Below are 22,324 nucleotides of genomic sequence, written 5' to 3'. Positions count from 1 at the left end.
CGGGGCCGCGCCTACCCTCACGCGTGTTGTGGAGAACGAAACGCGCGTTGCGCATGATGCAACGCATGCCTCCTGAGGGGATCCGCCATGAAGCTTCCCGCCCTCCCCCGAGCTCTCGGCTTCGCTCGAGCAGGGGGGACCCCCGTCACCGCCACCGCACTCCTGCTCGCAGGTCTCACCGCCACCGCCTGCGCCCCCCAGACGTCCGACGGCAGGGCCACCACCGACGAGAGGACCGGCACCCTGCGCGTGTGGCTCTTCCAGGAGGTCGGCAACGCACCCAAGGAACAGGTCGTCGACCAGGCCGTCGCCGCCTTCGAGAAGACCCACCGGGGCGCGAAGGTCGAGATCGAGTACATCCCCGTCGAGACCCGCGCCCAGCGCGTCAAGGCGGCCTTCAACGACCCGAAGTCGGCCCCCGACCTCATCGAGTACGGCAACACCGACACCGCCGGATACGTGAAGGACGGCGGACTCGCCGACATCAGCACCGAGTTCGCCGCCTGGGACGAGGCCGAGGACACCGACCCCACCGCGAAACGGTCCGTCACCGTCGCCGGGAAGGTCTACGGCGCCCCGCTCTACGTCGGCGTCCGCGCCCTCTACTACCGCACCGACGTGTTCCGGGAACTCGGCCTCACCGCCCCCAAGAGCCAGGCCGAACTCGTCTCCACCGCCAAGAAGATCCGCAAGGCGAGGCCCGAGCTGTACGGGATGGCCGTCGGGGGCGCCTACACCTACGGCGCCCTGCCCTTCGTCTGGGCGGCGGGCGGCGAACTCGCCACCGCGGACGGCGACTCGTACAAGGCCGCCGTCAACAGCGAGGCCGCCCTCAAGGGGATCACCACGTACACCTCGCTCTTCGGCGACGACAACTGCCCGGCCGCCAAGTGCGCCCAGATGGGCGGCAACGCCACCGTCACCGCCTTCGCCTCCGGCAGGGCCGCCATGGCCATCGGCGGCGACTTCAGCCACGCCGCCGTCGAGGCCGGCACCGTCAAGGGCCGGTACGCCGTCGTCCCGCTGCCCGGCACCACCCCGGGCTCCATCGCCCCCGCCTTCGCCGGCGGCAACAACATCGGCGTCCTCAGGAGCACCTCGCACCGCACCCTCGCCGTCGACCTGCTCAAGTCCCTGACCGGCAAGGAGACCCAGGGCCGACTCTTCGACGCGATGGGCTTCCTCCCCACGTACACCGACGTCCGCGCCGCCGCCGCCCGGCGCCAGCCGTCCGTGAAGCCCTTCATCGACACCCTCGGCGCCGGCACCGAGTTCGTCCCCGCGTCCCCCGGCTGGGGCCGGATCGACGCCTCCCTCGTACTGCCCACGATGTTCCAGGAGATCGTCAGCGGCCGTAAGGACGTCAAGACGGCCGCTGACGACGCCGCGAAGAAGATGGACGCGGCCTTCGCGCCGGCGGGCTGAGACCCATGACCACCCGGCTCACCGAGAAGCACGCCGGGGCCGGCCCGGGCACGCGGCCCACCCGCACCGCCCCGGCCGCGCGGCGCACCAGCATCCGGGGGCACCACCCCTGGACCCCCTGGCTGTACCTCCTGCCCGCCCTCGTCGTCATCGGCGGACTGCTGGTCTACCCCGTCTACCAACTCGGCCTGATCTCCTTCCTGGAGTACACCCAGGCGCAGGTCAGCGGCGGCGAACCCACCTCCTTCAAGGGTTTCGGCAACTACACGGCCCTCTTCGCCGACGCCCAGTTCCGGCAGGTCCTCCTCGCCACCGTCCTCTTCGCCGCCGCCTGCGTCGTCACCACGCTCACCGTCGGCTGCGCCCTCGCCGTACTCCTCACGCGCGTGCGTGCCCTGCCCCGCCTCGCCCTGATGCTGGCCGCGCTCGGCGCCTGGGCCACCCCCGCGGTCACCGGCTCCACCGTCTGGATCTTCCTCTTCGACCCCGACTTCGGCCCCGTCAACAAGCTGCTCGGGCTCGGTGACTTCTCCTGGACGTACGGGCGGTACAGCGCCTTCGCCCTCGTCCTCCTCGAAGTCGTCTGGTGCTCCTTCCCGTTCGTGATGGTCACCGTCTACGCGGGCATCCGGGCCATCCCGTCCGAGATCCTGGAGGCCGCCGCCCTCGACGGCGCCTCCCAGTGGAGGATCTGGCGCTCCGTCACCGCGCCGACGCTCCGGCCGATCCTGGCCGTCGTCACGATCCAGTCGGTCATCTGGGACTTCAAGGTCTTCACCCAGATCTACGTGATGACGAACGGCGGCGGCATCGCCGGCCAGAACCTCGTCCTCAACGTGTACGCCTACCAGAAGGCCTTCGCCTCGTCCGAGTACAGCCTCGGCGCGGCCATCGGCGTCGTCATGCTGCTGATCCTGCTGACCGTGACGATGGTCCACCTGCGCCTGCTGCGACGACAGGGAGAAGAGCTGTGACCACGTTCCGCGTCAGGCGCCCCGGGCGCCTCGCCGCCGAGGCCCTCACCCTCCTCGTCGCCGCCGCCGTCGCCTTCCCGCTCTACTGGATGGTCCTCTCCGCCTTCAGGCCGGCGGGGGAGATCCAGTCCACGAACCCGCGGCCGTGGACCCCGGCCCCGTCTCTCGACTCCTTCCGGCGCGTCCTCGCGCAGCAGGAGTTCGGCCGCTACTTCCTCAACTCGCTGATCGTCGCCGGCACCGTCGTCCTCGCCTCGGCCCTCATCGCCTTCCTGGCGGCGACGGCCGTCACCCGCTTCCGCTTCAGGTTCCGCACCACGCTGCTCATCATGTTCCTGATCGCCCAGATGGTGCCGGTCGAGGCCCTCACCATCCCGCTCTTCTTCCTCATGCGGGACGCCGGCCAGCTCAACACCCTCGGCTCGCTGATCCTGCCGCACCTCGCCTTCTCGCTGCCGTTCGCGATCTGGATGCTGCGCGGCTTCGTCAGGGCGGTCCCCGAGGCCCTGGAGGAACAGGCCCGGATCGACGGCGCGAGCCGCACCCGGTTCCTGTGGCAGATCCTCTTCCCCCTGGTCCTCCCCGGCCTGGTCGCGACGAGCGTCTTCTCGTTCATCTCGACCTGGAACGACTTCCTCTTCGCGAAGTCGTTCCTCATCAGCGACACCTCGCAGTCGACCCTCCCCATGGCCCTCCTCGTCTTCTTCAAGCCCGACGAGAACGACTGGGGAGGAATCATGGCCGGGTCGACCGTGATGACCGTCCCGGTGCTCGTCTTCTTCGTACTCGTACAGCGCCGTCTGGTCTCCGGACCGGGCGGGGCGGTGAAGGACTGACGCGATGACCCACCCCATGGACCTGATCCCGGCACCCGCGCGGGTCGAAGGGCCGTACCGCTGCGGCTTCCTCCTGGACGCGCGCACGACCCTGTACGCCGCCCCCGGCACCGGCACCACCGAACGCTGGCTGCGCACCACCCTCGGCGCCGCCTTCGCGCTCCCCCTGCGGGAGACCGCCGACGAGAACGCCGTCAACAGCGTCCGGCTTCGCACCGACGACACCCTCGCCCCGGAGGCGTACCGGCTCCACGTGGTGGTGAACCGGGTCGTCGAGATCGTCGGCGGCGGACCGGCGGGCGTCTTCTGGGGCGCCCAGACCCTCCGTCAGCTCCTCGGTCCGGAGGCGTACCGCAAGGCGCCCCCGGGCACCGCGCCCACCGCGGCCCTCACGACGCAGACCATCGAGGACACCCCCCGCTTCGCCTGGCGCGGCCTCCTCCTCGACGTCTCCCGGCACTTCCTGCCCAAGGACGACGTCCTGCGTTACGTGGACCTCCTCGCCGCCCACAAGCTGAACGTCCTCCACCTCCACCTCACCGACGACCAGGGCTGGCGCATCGAGATCAAGCGCCATCCCCGGCTCACCGGGACAGGCTCCTGGCGGGCCCGCAGCAAGTGGGGCCACCGGGCCTCGCCCCTCTGGGACGACACCCCGCACGGCGGGTTCTACACCCAGGACGACATCCGCGAGATCGTCGCGTACGCCGCCGAACGGCACATCACCGTCGTCCCCGAGATCGACCTCCCCGGCCACTCGCAGGCCGCCATCGCCGCGTACCCCGAACTCGGCAACACCGACGTCGTCGACACCACGGCCCTCACCGTCTGGGACACCTGGGGCGTCAACCCGAACGTCCTCGCCCCCACCGAGGACGTCCTGCGCTTCTACGAGGGCGTCTTCGAAGAGGTCCTCGACCTCTTCCCCTCCACCTTCGTCCACGTCGGCGGCGACGAGTGCCCCAAGGACCAGTGGAAGGCGTCCCCGGCCGCCCAGGCCCGCATCCGGGAACTCGGGCTCTCCGGCGAGGACGAGCTCCAGTCCTGGTTCATCCGCCACTTCGACCGCTGGCTCACCGCCCGGGGCCGCCGCCTCATCGGCTGGGACGAGATCCTGGAGGGCGGCCTCGCCGAGGGCGCGGCCGTCTCCTCCTGGCGCGGGTACGGGGGCGGGATCGCCGCCGCCGAGGCCGGCCACGACGTCGTCATGTGCCCGGAACAGCAGGTGTACCTGGACCACCGTCAGGCCCCGGGCGAGGACGAGCCGATGCCGCTGGGATACGTCCGCACCCTGGAGGACGTCTACCGCTTCGAGCCCGTCCCGCCGGGACTCGCCCCCGAGGCCGCAGCCCACATCCTGGGCACCCAGGCCAACGTCTGGACCGAGGTCATGCAGAACCGCGCCCGGATCGACTACCAGGTCTTCCCGCGCCTCGCCGCCTTCGCGGAGGTCGCCTGGTCCGCGCTGCCCGCGCCGCAGGCGCGCGACTACCCGGCCTTCGAGCGCCGGATGAACACCCACTACCGGCGCCTCGACGCCCTCGGCGTCGACTACCGCCCGCCCACCGGACCCCACCCCCGGCAGCGGCGCCCCGGGGTCCTCGGCCGCCCCCTGGAGGGCACGCCCCCGAACGTGTGAGAGACCCGACGCCCCCCTGTCACCCAAGAGCGGCGAAACGGAAGTTACCGTCGCTCCTCGGGGCGTCCCGGACGGAACAGTCCTTCGCGGACCCTCGCGCCGGACCGCTCGGAAGATGTGCCAGAGTTGCCACGTCCGGCGTGTGAGCACGTACGGTACGCCCACACGCAGGCGCGACCGCCGGGCACAGTCGGGGACCACCGGGACACCGGGAAGGGGCAGCGGGTTGACCACGCACGCACCACAGACGGCGCAGTCCGTGACGCTGCCCGCCTCGCTCGACGAGGCCGTGGCGGCGCTCACGGCCATGCCGGCCGCCGTCCCCGTCGCCGGTGGAACCGACCTCATGGCCGCCGTCAACAAGGGCCAGCTCCGCCCCGCCGGACTCGTCGGCCTCAGCCGCATCAACGAGATCCGCGGCTGGCAGTACCAGGACGGACACGCCCTCCTCGGCGCCGGCCTCACCCACGCCCGGATGGGTCGCCCCGACTTCGCCGCCCTCATCCCGGCCCTCGCCGCCGCCTCCCGCGCCGCCGGACCGCCCCAGATCCGCAACGCGGGCACCCTCGGCGGCAACGTCGTCACCGCCGCGCCCACCGGCGACTCGCTGCCCGTCCTCGCCGCCCTCGAAGCCGACCTGGTCGTCCTCGGCCCGCTCGGCAGCCGCGAGATCCCCGTCTCCCACCTGCTCGCGGGCCGCGACCTGCTCGCCCCCGGCGAACTCGTCGCCTTCGTCCGCGTCCCCCTGCTCCACGCCCCCCAGGTCTTCCTCAAGGCCACCGGCCGCACCGGCCCCGCCCGCGCCACCGCCTCCGTCGCCGTCGTCCTCGACCCGGCCCGGCGCGGAGTGCGCTGCGCGGTCGGCGCCGTCGCCCCGATGCCGCTGCGCCCGCTGGAGGCGGAGCGCTGGATCGCCTCGCTCGTGGACTGGGACAACGACCGGGGCCTGGCGCCGGAGGCACTCGCGGCGTTCGGCGAGTACGTCGCCGCCGCCTGCATCCCGGACCCGCAGGGCGACGACGTGTTGCCCCCTGCCGTACTGCACCTGCGGCGCACCGTCGCCGCACTCGCCCGACGGGCACTGGGGAGGGCACTGTCATGAGCAGCGACGAACACGAGAACCAGGGCGGGAGCCCGGGCGGCTGGGAGCCGATCCCGCAGAGCGAGGGGTACGACGGGGACGCGACCGCGTTCGTCCAGCTGCCACCGGACTTCATGCTGGACGGCGTCCCCCTGGAGGCCCCCGGCCACGGCTACGTACCGCCGATGATCACCCCGCTCCAGCCGCTCACCCCGATGCCGACGGCAGACCCGGCGGCGACGGGCACGTGGACGGTGCACCCGCCGGCTCAGGCGGAGCGGACGACGCAGTACTTCGACGGGAACGAGTACGCGGAGCGGCCCGAATCGTACGGGCGGACCGAGTACGCGGAGCAGCCCCAGGAGTACGGGCGGACCGAGTACGCGGAGCAGCCCGAGGAGTTCGGGCGGGCCGAGTACGCGGAGCAGCCCCGCGAGTTCGGGCGGACCGAGTACGTCGAGCAGCCCCAGGAGCTCGGGCAGACGCCGTACTTCGGACAGGCCGTACAGACCGGACAGGGCGGGCACTTCGGTCAGGCTGGGCATGCCGGTCAGGGTGAGCAGGCCGGGCACGTCGAGCACGCCGGTCAGGGTGAGCAGGCCGGGCACGTCGAGCACGCGGGTCAGGGTGAGCAGGCCGGGCACGTCGAGCACGCGGGTCAGGGTGAGCAGGCCGGGCACGTCGAGCACTTCGCGTACGCCGAGCAGGACCCGCACGGGACGGCCGAGTGGCGTTTCACGGAGACAGCGCCGTCGGCCGGCCCCGGTGGTACGGGCCAGTGGGCGATTCCGGACGCGCCGGACACGGCGGGCGGGTCTGGTGCGGCCGAGGCCGTCCCGGACGAGTTCGCCGCGTCGGCCGTCCGGCGGTACGCCGAGGCGCCGGCGACGTTGCCGGGCGGCGCGCCCGCACCGTGGGCTCTGCCGGAGGAGCCGGTCGCGCAGGCCGAAGGCCGACCGGCCGACGCCGACGCCGACGTCGCGGAGCAGGGCGCGGGCCCGGAGGCGGAGACCGCCGAGACGGAGACCGAGGCGGCGGCGGGCGCGCCGGCGGAGGTCCCCGCGGAACCGACCGACGACGAGACGGGCGCGCCCGACGCGAGGGCGACCGCCCCGGTGCCGGCCCCCGCGGCGGAACCCGATTCCACCCCGGCCCCGGGATCCGACCCCGCCCAGGCGTCCCTGCCCACCCCGGGATCCGACCCCGCCCCGGTCTCCATCCCGGCCCAGGTCTCCGCCTCCTCCGCCCCCGCCACCCCCGACGTCACGCTCAGCGCGAGCGTCCACGCGTCCACGGACAGCGACGAGCACCCCCACACCTCGTACACCCTCCGGGTCAACGGCGCCGACCGGCCCGTGACCGGGTCCTGGATCGGGGAGTCGCTGCTGTACGTCCTGCGGGAGCGTCTCGGTCTCGCCGGGGCCAAGGACGGCTGCTCGCAGGGCGAGTGCGGCGCGTGCAACGTGCAGGTCGACGGCCGCCTCGTCGCCTCCTGCCTCGTCCCCGCGGCGACCGCCGCCGGGAGCGAGGTGCGGACCGTCGAGGGCCTCGCGGTCGACGGGGAGCCCTCGGACGTGCAGCGGGCCATGGCCAAGTGCGGCACCGTCCAGTGCGGCTTCTGCATCCCCGGCATGTGCATGACCGTGCACGACCTGCTGGAGGGCAACCACGCCCCCACGGAGCTCGAGACCCGCCAGGCGCTGGCCGGCAACCTGTGCCGCTGTTCCGGCTACCGGGGCGTGCTCGAAGCCGTGCGGGACGTCGTCGACGAGCGCGAGGCGACCGCGGCGGCCACCGCGGCCGAGAGCGCCGACGAGCCCCGTGTCCCGCACCAGATCCCGCACCCGCACGACGGAGGCATGGCGTGAGCAGCGACGCGACCACCGCCGTACCCACGGCACCGGACCTCCCCGGGCCGCTGGGCCAGGAACCGGCCGCGCACGGCCTCGGCACCTCGCTCCCGCAGGCCGAGGCGCGGGCGAAGACCGAGGGCACCTTCCCGTACGCCGCCGATCTGTGGGCCGAGGGGCTGCTGTGGGCCGCGATCCTGCGCTCCCCGCACCCCCACGCCCGCATCGTGTCCGTGGACACCAGCGCCGCGGCCGCCATGCCGGGCGTACGGGCCGTGGTGACGGCCGCCGACGTGCCGGGCGCGGCGACGTACGGCCGCCGGGTCGCGGACCGGCCCGTCTTCGCGTCGGACCTGGTCCGGCACCACGGCGAGGCCCTCGCGGCGGTCGCCGCCGACCACCCGGACACGGCCCGGCTCGCCGCGGCGGCGATCAGCGTCGAGTACGAGGTGCTCGACCCGGTGACCGACCCGGAGAAGGCGTTCGCGGCGGAGGCGCTGCACCCTGACGGCAACCTGATCCGGCACATCCCGCTGCGCTTCGGCGACCCGGACGCGACGGGCGAGGTCGTGGTTGAGGGCCTGTACCGGATCGGGCGCCAGGACCCGGCGCCGATCGGCGCGGAGGCGGGACTCGCCGTACCGCGCCCGGACGGCGGGGTGGAGCTCTACACCGCGTCCACCGACCCGCACACCGACCGGGACCTGGCCGCCGCCTGCTTCGGACTGCCGCCCGAGCAGGTCAAGCTGGTCGTCACCGGTGTCCCCGGTGCCACGGGTGACCGTGAGGACCCGGGCTTCCAGATCCCGCTGGGCCTGCTCGCGCTGCGTACCGGCTGCCCGGTCAAGCTCACCGCCACGCGCGAGGAGTCCTTCCTCGGTCACGCCCACCGTCACCCCACCCTGCTGCGCTACCGGCACCACGCGGACGCGGAGGGACGCCTGGTGAAGGTGGAGGCGCAGATCCTGCTGGACGCGGGCGCGTACGCCGACTCGTCGTCCGAGTCCCTGGCGGCGGCCGTGGCCTTCGCCTGCGGGCCGTACGTCGTCCCGCACGCCTTCGTCGAAGGCTGGGCCGTCCGTACGAACAACCCCCCGTCCGGCCATGTGCGGGGCGAGGGCGCGATGCAGGTGTGCGCGGCGTACGAGGCGCAGATGGACAGACTCGCGGCGAAACTGGGCGTGGACCCGGCCGAGCTGCGCATGCGGAACGTCATGGCGACGGGTGACATCCTGCCCACCGGCCAGACGGTGACCTGCCCGGCGCCGGTGGCCGAACTCCTCGCCGCCGTACGGGACTTCCCTCTCCCACCGCTCCCGAAGGACACCCCGGAGGGCGACTGGCTGCTGCCCGGCGGCCCGGAGGGGGCGGGCGAACCCGGCGCGGTGCGGCGGGGCGTGGGGTACGCGCTCGGCATGGTGCACATGCTGGGCGCGGAGGGCACCGACGAGGTCTCGACGGCGACGGTACGGGTCCAGGACGGGGTGGCGACGGTCATCTGCTCGGCGGTGGACACCGGTTCGGGCTTCTCGACCCTCGCCCGCCAGATCGTGCAGGACACGCTCGGCATCGACGAGGTGCACGTCGCCCCCGTCGACACCGACCAGCCGCCGGCGGGCCCGGCCGCCCACGGCCGCCACACATGGGTCTCCGGCGGAGCGGTGGAACGGGCCGCGAAAATGGTCCGTACGCAGCTTCTGCAGCCGCTGGCCCACCAGTTCGGCATGTCGACGGAGCTCCTCCAGATCACCGACGGCAAGATCACCTCGTACGACGGGGTCCTCTCGACGACGGTCACGGAGGCGATGGACGGCAAGGAACTCTGGGCCACCGCCCAGTGCCGCCCCCACCCCACGGAGCCGCTCGACGACTCGGGCCAGGGCGACGCGTTCGTCGGCCTCGCGTTCTGCGCCATCCGCGCGGTGGTCGACGTGGAGATCGAACTCGGCGCCGTACGCGTCGTGGAGATGGCCGTCGCCCAGGACGTCGGCCGCGTCCTCAACCCCGCCCAGCTCGCCACCCGCATCGAGGCGGGCGTCACCCAGGGCGTCGGCGCGGCCCTCACGGAGAACCTCCGCACCGCCCGCGGCCTGGTCCGGCACCCCGACTTCACGGGCTACGCACTCCCGACATCCCTGGATGCCCCGGACATTCGCATCGTGAAACTGGTCGAGGAACGCGACGTGGTGGCCCCCTTCGGCGCCAAGGCCGCGAGCGCGATCCCCGTCGTGACCTCACCCGCCGCAGTGGCCTCAGCGGTGCGCGCGGCGACCGGACGCCCGGTCAACCGCCTCCCGATCAGGCCCCAGGCGGCCGTCGCCGTGCCCAATTCGTAACCGTGTGATGTCCGTTGCTTGTGCAACCCCGGGGTGCGCACTGTCGTCGTTCCCAACTACAGTGAACTCCTAGACTTGTGTGCGGTACACGGCATGGTGGTTCACGGGGGAGGAGCGCGAGCATGTTGCCTGAGGTGGGTGGTCTGACGTCCGGGATGCGGGCGCAGGCCGTGAAGTACAGCGCCGACTCCATGGAGACGTTCCGGAAGGGCGTCGAGGGCCTCATCGAGCAGCTCCAGGGATCGGAGGCCGGTCCCGGGAAGCTGAAGGACCAGCCGGTGTCCCGACCCCAGTTCGGCGGCGGCGGCGCCGCCTGGGGCGAGGCCCAGGGCGCCTACGCGGCGTACGACGGGACTCTCTCCCGCCTGGTGGAGCTCTCCGGCCTGCTCAAGGACTGCCTGGAGGGCCTCGGGATCGCGGTCGTCGCCTCGAAGAACGGCTTCGAGGAGATGGACGACGACATCAAGCGCAAGATGATCCAGATCCACCAGCGGACCTACGAGGCCAAGCAGAAGGCCGAGAAGGAAGCGGGCAACGGGGCGCAGGCCAGCGAAGGCGGCGAGACCACCGAGGGTGGCGGCGACTACAAGTAGCCCGGAGCGGACGGAATTTCGGGGACACGGGGAAGAGGCGAGGCATGAGGCCTGCAGAGGGCGGCGGAGGCGGCGGAACCAATTTCCGTGCCATGTCGCATCAGCAGATGTTGACATGGCTGGACGAGGCCAGTAGCTACTACGTGGGCGATGCGGCGAGTCGGCTGAAGTCGGTCGCGGCACAGCTGGAGAAGATCGCCGCCGAGCTGAAGTCCAGCATGGAGCGCATGGACTGGGAGGGCGAGGCCGAGAAGGCCTTCGCCGAGTGGGCCACCAACGTGGCCAATTCGACGAAGGCGCTCGCGGACTACAGCGAGGGCGGCGGGAAGTGGATGGAGGAGAACTCCATCGCCATCGCCTCGGCGCAGAGCGCCATGCCCCGGTACACGTCCCACGCCTCCGCCAAGGAGAACCTCGAAGCGGCGCTGAAGTACCGCAACGACCCCGACTCCCGGACGATCGCCGGCAACGCCCGTTCCTCGATGGCCGCGAGCGAGGAGCTCGCGGCCATCGAGGCCAAGGAAGCGGCGAACAAGGAGGCGGCGGCGAAGGAGATGGACCGCCTCTCGGAGGCGTACAAGTGGTCCACCTTCCACATGGACAACAACAAGCCGCCGACGTTCCCGCCGCCGCCGGGGGCGTTCGTGCCGCCGGACACCAGCCGTGGCCGGCAGGGCGAGACCGAGCGCGTCCAGTACCCGACGAGCGACAGCCGGACCACGGGCACGGACACCACCACCGGCACGAACACCACGCGCTCGCAGTCGGACACGCGGTCCACGCCCGACACGATCACACTCCCGTCGACGAGTGACCCGACCGGGCCGACGCACACCATCCGTCCGGAGGTACGTCCCGACGCGCCCGTGGACCTCGGCATCGACAGCGTGGACACCCTGCCGCCGACCACGACAGGTCCGACGACGCAGACGCCCGGCGGTCCGCCCCCGGTCACCAAGCCGGACGGCGGTACGCCTCCGTTCGTGACGACCACCGGTATCCCGCCCTTCACGGGGAAGGGCGGCCCGAAGCCGGTGGGCCCCACCGGCCCCGTCACCGGCGGCACGCGCAACCCGATGACCACCGGCCCGCGTGGACTCCCGGGCATGCCCGGCCCCATGGGCGGCCCCCGTGAGGGCATCAGCGGCGGCCGTCAGGTGCCCCAGACGGGCCGTCCCTCGACGGGCATCCCGCGCAGCACCGTCATCGGCACCGAGACCGGCGGCCGCAACGGAACGGCCATGGGCCGCGGCCCGATGGGCGGCGGCATGTCCGGCGCGATGGGCGGAGGCATGGGCGCCGGACAGAACGGCATCAGCGGCGGACGTCGCCTCGCAGGCGAGACCGGCGGAGTCGTCGGCGGCAAGGCGCAGCGCGCCGGTGCCGCAGGTGCCGTAGGCGGCGGCGCGCGTCCCTTCACGCCCGGTGGCTCCGGCCTCGTGCGCGGAGGCTCCACGCCGGCCGGCCGCGACCGCGAGGAGCAGAACGGAGAGCGTCCCGACTACCTTGTCGAGGACGAGGAGACCTGGCAGCAGGGCAACCGCCGCGCGGCGCCGCCCGTCATCGACTGATCAGCGCGAGGAAGCAGATGTCTACCAGCAGTACGCGACGGAGTCGCGCCCGAGTCACCGCCTCGGCCGCCTTGGGGATGCTGCTGGTGGGCATCGCTTCCGTCCCCGCCCACGCGGCGGGTGTCAGAGACCGGCAGTGGCACCTCGACGCCATGGGAGCCGAGGAGATCTGGCAGCTCAGCACGGGCAAGGGCGTCACGGTCGCGGTGATCGACAGTGGCGTGGAGGACACCCACCCCGACCTCAGAGGCCAGGTCCTGGACGGAAAGGACCTGGCACCCGAGGCGGAAGGGGACGAGCACACCGACGTCGAGGGCCACGGCACGGGCATGGCGGGCGTCATCGCCGGCACGGGCAAGGCCAACGGAGGAGCGGGGGCCTTCGGCCTCGCCCCCGGAGTGAAGATCCTGCCCGTCCGGCTGCCCGCCCCGGACCAGGACCGCAGCTCGGCCGACGCGGACAAGCAGTTCAACAAGCTGGCCCCCGAGGCCATCAGGTTCGCGGTCGACGCCGGCGCGAAGGTCATCAACATCTCGCAGGGCGCCCGGTCGGGTTCCCAGGAGCTCACGGACGCCGTGAAGTACGCCCTCGACAAGGGCGCCCTCGTCTTCGCCTCCGTCGGCAACACCGGCGACAAGGGCAACGTCGTGGAGTATCCGGGGGCGACTCCCGGCGTCGTCGGTGTAGGTGCCTCCGACAACAAGGGGAAGCGCGTCCCGATGTCCCAGCACGGCGACCAGGTCGACATCGTGGCCCCGGGCAAGGACATCGTCGCCGCCTGCGACGACGGCGGAGTCTGCAAGTCCACCGGTACCAGTGACGCCACCGCCCTCGCCTCCGCCGCCGCCGCGCTCCTCTGGTCGAAGCACCCCGACTGGACCAACAACCAGGTCCTCAAGGTCATGCTCAACACCATCGCCAAGCCCTCCGGGGGCGAGAAGCGCAGCGACTTCGTCGGGTACGGCGCCATCCGCCCGCTCCGTACGCTGAAGACGCCCGGTGACCCCGGCCCGGCCGACGTCCGGCCCATCGACGACCTCACCGAGGCGGCGACCGCCACGCCTTCCGGTCCCGCCAACCCGCCCTCGGCCGACCCGGGGCCGGTGGATCCCTCCTCCGCGGCGCCCGCGCCCGCGCCCGGATCCGTCGCGAGCGACGAGGGCGGCGACACCGGGCTGTGGATCGGGCTCGGCATCGGCGCGGCCGTCCTGATCGGCGCCGCCGTCGCCGTATCCGTACTCCGTTCACGTCGGGGCTGAACCCACGCCCTGCCGCTGGACGTCCGTAACTCACGCGTGGCCCGGCTCACCGGTCGTCGACCGGTGAGCCGGTTCACTGGCCGTCGACCGGTGAGCCGGTTCACTGGCCGTATACCGGCACGGCGTAGACCCGGCCGCCGCGGGCGATGAAGACGCGGTTGCCGGCGGCCGCCAGCTGGTAGGCGCCCTCGCGCGGGACCGTCACGGTGAAGAGGCTCTCCTCGGTGGTCTTGTGGAAGACCTCGACCTGGCTGTTGTCGGGCGAGCTGGCCCAGACGGTCGAGCCCGCCACGGCAGGGGGGTTGCGGGGACCCGCGCTCCCGCCCAGACCGTCCATGACCACCATCCAGTCGGAGAGCGGGTGGTGGGTGTCTCGCATCGTGCTGTAGCGGTAGACCTGGTGGTCCCTGACGGCGATGAGGTAGTCGCCGTCCGTGGCCAACGCCTCCCAGGGCTCCTCGCCCGTGGACTCCTCGTCCCACAGATAGTCGCCGCGGTCGAGCCGGCGGGCCATGAGCACACGGCCGCCCAAGTAGGCGATGTTGTCGCCGAGGACGGGGGTCTCGCCGTCGGTGCCCTGGTTCCTGACGTACCAGTCCGTCTCGCCCGTCTCCGTGAAGAGCGCGGTCACGAGGCCGTCCCTGCCGTGGATCACCAGCCGCTTCCTGCCCACCGCGGCCTTCGCGGGACCCGTCGGGAAGCGGGGGGACGGCATCGGGCGCGTCCACGTGGTGGCGAGGGTCCAGGCGTCGAGCGCGCGGAGTTCGTTCTTCCGGGTCACCAGGAAGACGTGGGTGCCGTCGGCGGCCAGGAGGTGGTCGACGTCGTTCTGGCTCTGCCAGACGGGCTTTCCGGTGGAGGCGACGAAGGCGTGCGCGACGCCGTTCTTGTCCACGCCCACGACGAGCCGGTCGGCGACGGAGACGAAACCGGCGGCGGCGTCGATCTCCTTGGCCCGCCAGCGTTCCTTGCCGTCCGTCACGGAGAGCGCGAGCAGCCCGCCCTCGGCCGCCTCCATGATCACCACATCCCTTACGGGAAACGGCACGGGGCCGTTCGGTGCGGCGACCTGCCGGGGCCCCCACAGGGGATCGGGGACCTTGCCGTACGGGGTGTCGATGATCGACACGAAGGCCGCCTCGGGGGTCGGCACGGCGGGCGGCACGTCGGCGGTCGGTGACTTCTCCCCACCCTCCCGGTCCAGCCACCAGGCCCCCGCCCCGCCGCCCGCGCCCAGGACCGCCACGCCCACGGCCGCGCCGGTGAGGAAGCGCCGCCGGGTCGGCGAGGAGGAGGGGACGGCGGTGTCCGCGGGTGCCGCCAGGCGCTTCGTGGCCGTCTCGCGCCGCGTGATGTCCTCGGCGAGTGGCCCCTTGCGCCAGGCGCGGTCGGCGCCCTTCGGCGGGGCGAAGGCCTCGGCCACCTGCGGCGGCGACGGACGGAACGCCGGGTCCTTCGCCAGGCACGGGCCGATGAGGCCCTGGAGTTCCGGCGGCACCAGGCTCAGGTCCGGGGCGCCGTGCACGACCTCGTACTGGACCGCCGCCACGTGCGCGCCGTCGAAGGTGCGCCGGCCGCTCGCCGCGTACGCGAGGACCGCGCCGAGGGAGAAGACGTCCGACGCCGGGCCGACGCGCTGCCCGAGGACCTGCTCCGGCGCCCCGTACCCCGGGGTGACCGGGATCTGGCCGGTCGTCGTGAGGGTGAGCCCGTGCTCGGGGCGGGCGATGCCGAAGTCGATGATCCGCGGGCCCGTCGAGGTGAGCACGATGTTCGCGGGTTTGAGGTCGCGGTGGACGAGCCCGGCGGCATGGATGTCGTGCAGGGTGCGGGCGAGGCGGGCGGCGAGGGCGCGGACCGTCGGCACGTCCATCGGCCCGTGGTCGCGGACGGCGATGTCCAGCGTCGGTCCCGCGAGGAACTCGGCGGCGATCCACGGCCGTCCCCCCTCCGTCTGCGCGTCGAGGACCCGGGCCACGCCACGGCTCGTCACGGCCCGCGCCATGTCGGCCTCGCGGACGAAGCGCTGGGCGAGGTGCTGGTCGTGGGCGAGCTCGGGGCGGAGGACCTTGACGGCGGCGGGTGTTCCGGAGCCGTCACGGCCGACGTACACCTTGCCCATGCCGCCCTCGCCGAGGACGCCGAGCAGGCGGTACGGGCCGAGCCGGAGCGGATCGCCGACGGCGAGGGGCTGCGTGGTCACGAGGAGATGCTTTCCGGTTCGGTGGCTGGGGGTCGAGACAGGAGACGGGGCAGGGGGCGGGGGCTCACTCGAACGGGATCGCTACCACGGACGACGTCCCGGCCCCGATGATGCGGCTCCGCTCCTGGTCGACGACGTAGCGCGTGGCGTCCGTGGGGAAGACCCAGGCCGAGGTGCGGGTCGTCAGGTCGACCGCGCTCAGACCGCCCCGTACAGGGGCGTAGGCGTACTTCGTGCCGATCACCGGCTTGACGAGAGCGCGCGGGGTCAGCGGACGACTCCCGGGTTCCTCCTTCCAGCGCTCGATGCCGAAGGTGGTCTCGACGGCCACGAGACCCTGCCCGCTCACGTTCGTGTAGGCGAGACCGCCCGCGACGACGGGGACCCCGTAGCCCAGCGGGTCGGTGCCGGTGCCGTACTCCCAGGCGATCGCCCCGTCCGTCAGGCGCACCGCCCGGAGACGGTCGCCGCCCGTGTAGACGTGCCGGTCGTCGAAGGTGAGATGGCCGGGGATGAACCCGTCGGACTCCGCCAGTGGGAGCCGTCGCTTCCACAGCTGCCGGCCCGTGCGCGCGTCCCGCGCCTGGAGGAGGAAGGTCTCGAGGTCGCCGCTGTTCTTGCCGAGGAACAGCTGGTCTCCGACGACCTGGGCGAGCCAGGGCCGGACGCCGTCCCACTCGTAGGGCTGCCGCCACGCCTCCTTGCCCGTCCGCAGGTCGACGGCGAGCAGGTGCCAACCGACGTTGTCCGCGTCCGGGTCGGTCTCCCGCTTGCCCAGACGCGAAGCGGTGAAGAGGATTCCGCCGGACGCGGTGATGAGCTCCGTGGTCGTTCCGTCGATCCCCTTCAGCACGATCGTCCGGGCCGCTTCCTTCCCGGTGCGCGGCGCCAGCGTACGGATCTTGAGGGCGCCGGGGCCCTCGTAGTTTCCGTCGGACAGGTAGTAGTTCGTGCCGTCGGTGGTGACCTGGTGCGGTTCCATGACGGTCGACTCCTCCCAGAGCTTGCTGCCGGTCCTCGTGTCGACGGCGCGGAACGAGACGGTCTCGGCGAAGCCCACGACGTCGTCACCGGCGAGCAGCTGCGTGGTCTTCTCCTCGCGGTCGAGGACCGAGCCCTGCCACAGCGGCGCGGGGGAGCCGTCGGCAGAGGTCGGGGTGGGGACGGCGTTGGGGCCCTTCGGGGCCGGGGCACCGCCGGTGGGCCGGCCCGTGTCCCGCGACCCCAGCCACGCCCACACCCCCGCCCCGGTTCCCGCCAGGCCCAGCAGGGAGCCGCCGCCCAGGGTGAGGGCGCGGCGGCGGGAGAGGGGGGTGTTCGGGGTGGTCTCCGCGACCGCCGACTCCGCCGGCGCCGGGAGGCGGTGTGGGGCGTGCAGCCAGACGTCCGTCGCGCGGCGGGCGATGTCGGTGAGCAGCAGGCGCGGGAGGTGGTCCGCGAACTCGCCGTGGCCGTCGTGGAGGTGGTCGGTCAGGGCGCCGGTGCTGGGGCGGGCCGCAGGGTCCTTGGCGAGACAGGCGGTCAGGAGCGGCAGCAGGGCTTCCGGTACGCCGGTGAGGTCGGGGTCGGCGTACCGGACGCGGTAGAGGAGGTCGGCGGCGGAGCCCGTACCGAAGGGCCCGTGGCCCGTGGCGGCGAAGACGAGGACGCCGGCGAGCGCGAACACGTCGCCCGCGGGCGGGTGTTCCTGCCCGCTCGCCTGCTCGGGCGACATGAACGCGGGCGTGCCGGCCGCCGCCCCCGTACGGGTCAGGTGCTCGTCGCCGGCCGCGCGGGCGATGCCGAAGTCGATGATCTTCGGGCCGTACGCGGTGACGAGGACGTTCGACGGCTTCAGGTCGCGGTGCACCACGTCCGAGGAGTGCAGCTGCGCCAGGGCCCCCGCGAGCGCGGCGCCGAGAGCGCGGACGGTGGGCTCGGGGAGCGGGCCGCCGAGGGCGACGGCGTCGTCGAGCGGCGGACCGAGGACGTACTCGGTGGCCAGCCACGGGGTCTCGGCCAGCGGGTCGGCGTCGACGACGGCCGCGCCGTGCCGAGCGCCGATGATCCGCGCCGCGTCCGTCTCCAGACGGAACCGGGCGCGGAAGGCCGGGTCGGACGCGAGCCGCGCGTGCACGGTCTTCAGGGCGACGGTACGGCCGCCGGGGGTGCGCGCCAGGTAGACCGTGCCCATGCCGCCGGAGCCGAGGCGGGCGAGGAGACGGTACGAGGCGACGGCGGTGGGGTCGTCGTGGGTCAGGGGCGACAGCATGAGGTCAGGTCCGTCAGATCCGGGGAGGGGGAGGGAGGCGTGTGCGGGGGGCCGGTCGGCGTGGGGAGGGGGTGTTTCAGGACCCTGCCGGCACCGGCAGTTCGGCGGCGAGGAGTTCGGAGGACTGGCGGGCGAGCGCGGCGACCACCCGGCCCGGCAGCCAGCCGGGGGCCAGGAGGGAACCGGCCGAGTTCAGCACCGTCTCGTGCGCGGTCGGCGGCGCGAGCGACGCCGTCAGGACGGCGGCCGTGGGCCGGTCGGCGGGGTCGCGGGCCAGACACGAGGCGATCGGCGCGCGCAGGGCGGGCGGGATCTCGTCCCGCTCGGGGACGGTGTGCCCGGTGGCGGCGTACGCGAGGACGGCACCGAGCGCGAAGACGTCACCCGGCGGGCGCGGGCGGCCCCCGGAGGCCTGCTCGGGAGCGAGCGCTCCCGGGTCGAGGCCCGGCAGACCGGTGCGCGGTTCGCCGTCGGCCGCGGCGGCCCGTACCGCGCCGTAACAGGTCAGCCGGGGGCCGTCGGCGGTCAGCAGGACGGCGGCCGGGGACACCCCGGCGTGCGTGAGGCCCTGGCCGTGCGCGGCGACCAGCGCCTCGGCGAGGGTGGCGCCGACGGCCCGGACGGTCGCCTCGGGCAGCGGGCCGCCGTGGACGGCGAGGGCCACGGGCAACGGGAGCGCCGGGACGTACGGGCTCGCGTACCAGGGCGCCTCGCCGGGTCCCGCCAGGCTCGTCACCGGGGCGATCCAGGGGCCGAGGAGGTACCGGGCGGCCTCGGCCTCGGCGGCGAACCGGGCGGGGTCGGTACCCGGCAGCGGGGCGCTGAGGAGCACGGTGTGTTCGCCGTCCTCGCTGCGGGCCACGAACCGGCGGCACGGCGGAGCGGCGTGGGCCGGGTCGAGCCGGGTGATCAGCCGGAACGGGCCGATGCGGCGGCTCGCGTCTTGAGGAGCGGGGGCGGCCCGCTGGACAGGTTCTTGTACGGACGGGCCGGTCCGCTGGACGGGTTCCCCGGCCGGCGGGGTGATCGGCCGTGCGGGCTCCTGCGGCGGCCGGCTGACGGGCCGTGCGGGCTCCTGCGGCGGCCGGCTGACGGGCCGTGCGGGCTCCTGCGGCGGCCGGCTGACGGGCCGTGCGGATTCCTTCGGGGACGGTACGGCCCGCCGCGCGAAGTCCTCTCCCCTGCGCGACTGTTCCACCGGTCCTGCCCCCCGTCGTCCGTGCGCCCCGTGGTGACGGGGGCCGGTCGAGCCTATCGAGGCGTGGGTGGGAGGCCGTGCCCGGGAGGGGCGGTGGGGCGGGGTCGCCGCGTGGGCGTCCGGGAAAGTCCGGGCTGTCCGGGTTGCGAAGGTGAAGTGGCCGCGGGTACGCAGTGAAGATCTCGCGGACGGTGCTGATTGCCGATGAGTGACGCTCGAACGGGTGCGCAGGGGACTACGATCGCCATGTTTCCGTGGGCACGGAACTTGCTGAGGCGAAGCCGGAACGATCACCGTCGCGGGGGAGAGCATGTCGTTCGATCAGGAGTGGGCGTCGGCCCGGTCCACGTCCACGTCAGGGTCCACGGACACGGTGGGCATGCGGCTCAACCAGGTCGCCCCCGACCCCGGCGGCGGGGGCGGCGGGAGCGCCGACCTCAGCGTCGACCAGGACAAGCTCGGAGCCATCGGCAGCGCCGCCTACGCGCTGCACGGCCGCCTGGTCAAGGACGGGAACCACGCGCGTACGAACACCACGGAAGCGGCGTCGGGCCTGTCCAGCCACGGCTTCCTGACCGGTTCCGCGATGTCGACCGTGCAGGAGACGTGGAGCTCGCAGCTGAACACGCTGCTCGACGCCTGCGCCAACATCTCCAACCACCTCGACTACAGCGCGGCCTCGCACGCCAAGGAAGAGGCGGACATCAAGGCGGCCTTCTCGGCCTCCAAGATCAACGAGTACCTCAAGTAGGCGGGGGACCTGCTGTGCTGACCTTTGACAACGTGTACCAGGCCCCGCTCGACAAGATGAAGGCCTCGGCCGACGACTGGTCGGCGATGAAGGGCAAGCTGGACCAGCTCGCCGACGACGCGCGTACGACGATGGCGGCGAAGGCCAAGGACGACTACTGGCGCGGGGTGAACGCCGAGGTCACGAAGCCCTTCGTGGACAAGACCGCGAAGGAGTTCGACGACGCGGCGAAGGCGGCCGACGGCATCCACAAGGTCCTGCTGGACGGCTACAACGCCTTCAAGAAGGCGAAGGACGACCTCAAGAAGATCGTCGACACGGAGGCCCCCGCCAAGGGCTTCAAGGTGAACGCCGACGGCAGGGTCGTGGCGGCCGAGCCGCTGTCCGGAACCAAGGACCAGGGGATGCGGCACGACCCCGACTTCCAGGACATGGTCCGCAAGGAGCAGGCGGACATCGAGGCGATGCAGCGGCGGATCGACGTGATCGTGGAGGCCTGTGACGACGCCGACGTGTCCTGCTCGAACGCGCTCAAGGCCAACATCACCGGGGACAAGCACAACTTCAGCGCCCCCAGGTACACCAGCCTCGACGCCGAGGAGGCGCAGCGCGCCGTCGACCTGGCGAAGAAGGGCCGGGACATCTCCCACGAGGAGCTGGAGCGCCTCAACGAGCTGCTGAAGGACAACAGCGGCTCGAAGGAGTTCTCCCGGACCTTCTACGACGGCATGGGGCCGAAGGGCGCGCTCGAGTTCTTCGGCCAGCTGTCGACGGACACCTACGACTACTCGAAGGTCGACAAGCAGCGCCTCGCCGACGTCCAGGACCTCCAGCGGAACCTGGGCATGAACCTGGCGACGGCGACGCAGGGCGGCGACGCGTGGACCGACAAGTGGTCGACGGAGATGCGCAAGCTGGGCACGGAGCGCATCCCGCTCGTCAAGTACGACAACAACCCGGCGTTCGGGTACCAGTTGCTCGGCGGCATCATGCGCTACGGCGACTACGACAAGAAGTTCCTCGTCCCGATCGCCGAGCACGTCACCCAGCTCCACGCGAAGGACCCGTACCTCTTCGCCAACAGCAAGCCGATGGGCGGCGGCTGGCTCCAGAACCAGTACAACCCGTCGGGCGTAAACGGCTCCGGCTTCGACCCGATGGTCTCGATGCTGGAGGCGCTGGGCCACAGCCCGGAGGCGGCGAAGGAGTTCTTCTCGAAGGAGCCGCTGACCTCGTACAACAAGGACGGCAGCGTCGGCGGGGAGCTGAACCTCGGCAACGACAAGGACGGCAAGAAGATCGAGAACTATCTCGACTTCTTCGGCAACGAGAAGTACGAGTTCTTCCCCGACATCGACGGGCACGACCCCGACGAGGCCAAGAAGTCGGCCGCGTACATGCCGGACGCGCTGGGCCATGCCTTGGAGGCGGCGACGCTCGGCCACGCCTGGGACGACACGACGCCGGAACTCAAGCGCGACGAGACCACGGCCGGGATCATGAAGAGCGTCGTAGAGACGTACGGCGGCGACCCCGAGCTGCTCAAGAAGTGGCAGCCCACGCTGGCGGACAGCCTCGGCAACATGGGCGCCGGCTACATCGACGACCTCAACTGGGCGCTGGACAAGAACACTTCGGACAGCGTTTTCAGCCCGACGAAGGACCCGTCGGCCCACCCCCAGTTCGGGCGTGAGGACGCGGTCAAGTTCCTGAGCACCCTCGGCCAGCATCCGGACGCCTACGCCACGGTCTCCACGGCGGAGCGCCTCTACACCACCAGCGTCCTTGAAGCTCAGGTCGGCCCGGACGGCAAGATCGACGAGGGACGCGCGCGGGGCGCCGCGTTCACGGGGGCCACTTTCCAGGGTCTCCTCGACCAGTCCCGCGGCGACCAGGTCGAGGCCGAGGGTGTGAAGAAGCACGAGGAGTACGAGAAGGCGCAGGCCGCCAAGGCCGGCTGGGTGCAGCTCGGCGCCACGGTCGGCATCGCGGCGGGTGTCGCCTTTCTGCCCGCCACCGCGGCGGTCGGTGCCGCCGCCGTCCTCGTACCGCTCGCGGTCGACACCGGCTCGGGCGTCATGGAGCAGTTGGCCGGGCAGGTCGTGGGCGACTGGTCGGACAAGTCGGTCGAGGACCACAAGGACAAGACCGAGGACCAGATCCACGAGGACAACGCGGCCATGTACACGGCCGGCCGGTACAGTGCCGAGTCGCCGATGGAGCGGTTCCTGGCCGAGCACCGCGGCCAGGTGAGCAGCGACTTCCGCCAGGACATGATCGAGTCGGTGAGCAACGGCTACGGAGCGGGTAACGACCACGCGAAGCAGACCGGCAATGCCCCCGAGACAGGCTGATCC

15 protein-coding genes are annotated in these 22,324 nt (G+C 72.5%); 12 read left to right on the top strand and 3 right to left on the bottom strand.

Features of this window, described 5'->3' with window-relative positions:
* The first annotated feature begins 87 nt into the window (after nucleotides 1-87).
* From ABZ567_RS05240 to mycP, 10 genes are all read left to right on the top strand, one after another.
* Nucleotides 88-1,425: an extracellular solute-binding protein gene (locus ABZ567_RS05240; RefSeq protein ID WP_360784880.1), complete on the top strand. Its 1,338-nt coding sequence runs from the start codon at nucleotides 88-90 to the stop codon at nucleotides 1,423-1,425.
* A 5-nt stretch (nucleotides 1,426-1,430) separates the two neighbouring features.
* A complete protein-coding gene (locus tag ABZ567_RS05235) occupies nucleotides 1,431-2,399 on the top strand; it encodes a sugar ABC transporter permease (protein WP_360784879.1) in 969 nt (322 codons plus the stop codon).
* Complete coding sequence (locus ABZ567_RS05230) at nucleotides 2,396-3,235, top strand: carbohydrate ABC transporter permease (protein WP_360784877.1); 840 nt, start codon at nucleotides 2,396-2,398, stop codon at nucleotides 3,233-3,235. The genes ABZ567_RS05235 and ABZ567_RS05230 overlap by 4 nt, the downstream gene beginning before the upstream one ends.
* Before the next feature lie 4 nt (nucleotides 3,236-3,239).
* Nucleotides 3,240-4,874, top strand: a complete 1,635-nt coding sequence (locus ABZ567_RS05225; RefSeq protein ID WP_360784876.1) for a beta-N-acetylhexosaminidase — start codon at nucleotides 3,240-3,242, stop codon at nucleotides 4,872-4,874.
* A 226-nt stretch (nucleotides 4,875-5,100) separates the two neighbouring features.
* Nucleotides 5,101-5,976, top strand: coding sequence for an FAD binding domain-containing protein (locus ABZ567_RS05220; protein ID WP_250766367.1), 876 nt, complete (start codon nucleotides 5,101-5,103; stop codon nucleotides 5,974-5,976).
* Nucleotides 5,973-7,823 (top strand): 2Fe-2S iron-sulfur cluster-binding protein, encoded by a 1,851-nt coding sequence (locus tag ABZ567_RS05215; protein ID WP_360784874.1) that lies wholly within the window; start codon nucleotides 5,973-5,975, stop codon nucleotides 7,821-7,823. The genes ABZ567_RS05220 and ABZ567_RS05215 overlap by 4 nt, the downstream gene beginning before the upstream one ends.
* A complete protein-coding gene (locus tag ABZ567_RS05210; RefSeq protein WP_360784872.1) occupies nucleotides 7,820-10,141 on the top strand; it encodes a molybdopterin cofactor-binding domain-containing protein in 2,322 nt (773 codons plus the stop codon). Before ABZ567_RS05215 ends, ABZ567_RS05210 begins: the two co-directional genes overlap by 4 nt.
* A 122-nt stretch (nucleotides 10,142-10,263) precedes the next feature.
* Complete coding sequence (locus tag ABZ567_RS05205; protein WP_360784870.1) at nucleotides 10,264-10,734, top strand: hypothetical protein; 471 nt, start codon at nucleotides 10,264-10,266, stop codon at nucleotides 10,732-10,734.
* Nucleotides 10,735-10,841: 107 nt separating this feature from the next.
* Nucleotides 10,842-12,305, top strand: a complete 1,464-nt coding sequence (locus ABZ567_RS05200) for a hypothetical protein (RefSeq protein ID WP_360784869.1) — start codon at nucleotides 10,842-10,844, stop codon at nucleotides 12,303-12,305.
* Between the two features lie 77 nt (nucleotides 12,306-12,382).
* Nucleotides 12,383-13,564 carry a type VII secretion-associated serine protease mycosin gene (gene mycP / locus ABZ567_RS05195; protein ID WP_360785059.1) on the top strand — a complete coding sequence of 394 codons (1,182 nt, stop codon included), beginning with the start codon at nucleotides 12,383-12,385 and terminating at the stop codon, nucleotides 13,562-13,564.
* 100 nt (nucleotides 13,565-13,664) lie between these two features.
* Here the strand turns inward: mycP and ABZ567_RS05190 are convergent, their stop codons facing one another.
* From ABZ567_RS05190 to ABZ567_RS05180, 3 genes are all read right to left on the bottom strand, one after another.
* The gene (locus ABZ567_RS05190; RefSeq protein ID WP_360784867.1) at nucleotides 13,665-15,767 is read right to left on the bottom strand and encodes a protein kinase; all 2,103 of its coding nucleotides are present in this window, start codon (nucleotides 15,765-15,767) and stop codon (nucleotides 13,665-13,667) included.
* 64 nt (nucleotides 15,768-15,831) lie between these two features.
* Nucleotides 15,832-18,018 (bottom strand): protein kinase, encoded by a 2,187-nt coding sequence (locus tag ABZ567_RS05185; protein WP_360784865.1) that lies wholly within the window; start codon nucleotides 18,016-18,018, stop codon nucleotides 15,832-15,834.
* A 76-nt stretch (nucleotides 18,019-18,094) separates the two neighbouring features.
* Nucleotides 18,095-18,946, bottom strand: coding sequence for a serine/threonine protein kinase (locus ABZ567_RS05180; RefSeq protein WP_360785057.1), 852 nt, complete (start codon nucleotides 18,944-18,946; stop codon nucleotides 18,095-18,097).
* Nucleotides 18,947-19,526: 580 nt separating this feature from the next.
* Here ABZ567_RS05180 and ABZ567_RS05175 point away from each other — a divergent pair.
* Together ABZ567_RS05175 and ABZ567_RS05170 are read left to right on the top strand one after the other, a co-directional pair.
* The gene (locus ABZ567_RS05175) at nucleotides 19,527-19,967 is read left to right on the top strand and encodes a hypothetical protein (RefSeq protein ID WP_360784863.1); all 441 of its coding nucleotides are present in this window, start codon (nucleotides 19,527-19,529) and stop codon (nucleotides 19,965-19,967) included.
* Between the two features lie 14 nt (nucleotides 19,968-19,981).
* The gene (locus ABZ567_RS05170; protein WP_360784861.1) at nucleotides 19,982-22,321 is read left to right on the top strand and encodes a hypothetical protein; all 2,340 of its coding nucleotides are present in this window, start codon (nucleotides 19,982-19,984) and stop codon (nucleotides 22,319-22,321) included.
* Nucleotides 22,322-22,324 lie beyond the last annotated feature (3 nt).

Source organism: Streptomyces sp. NPDC016459, assembly GCF_040632845.1.
GTDB lineage: Bacteria > Actinomycetota > Actinomycetes > Streptomycetales > Streptomycetaceae > Streptomyces.
Note: the sequence above shows the minus strand (reverse complement) of the source record. Positions and strands in the feature narration are given on the sequence as shown.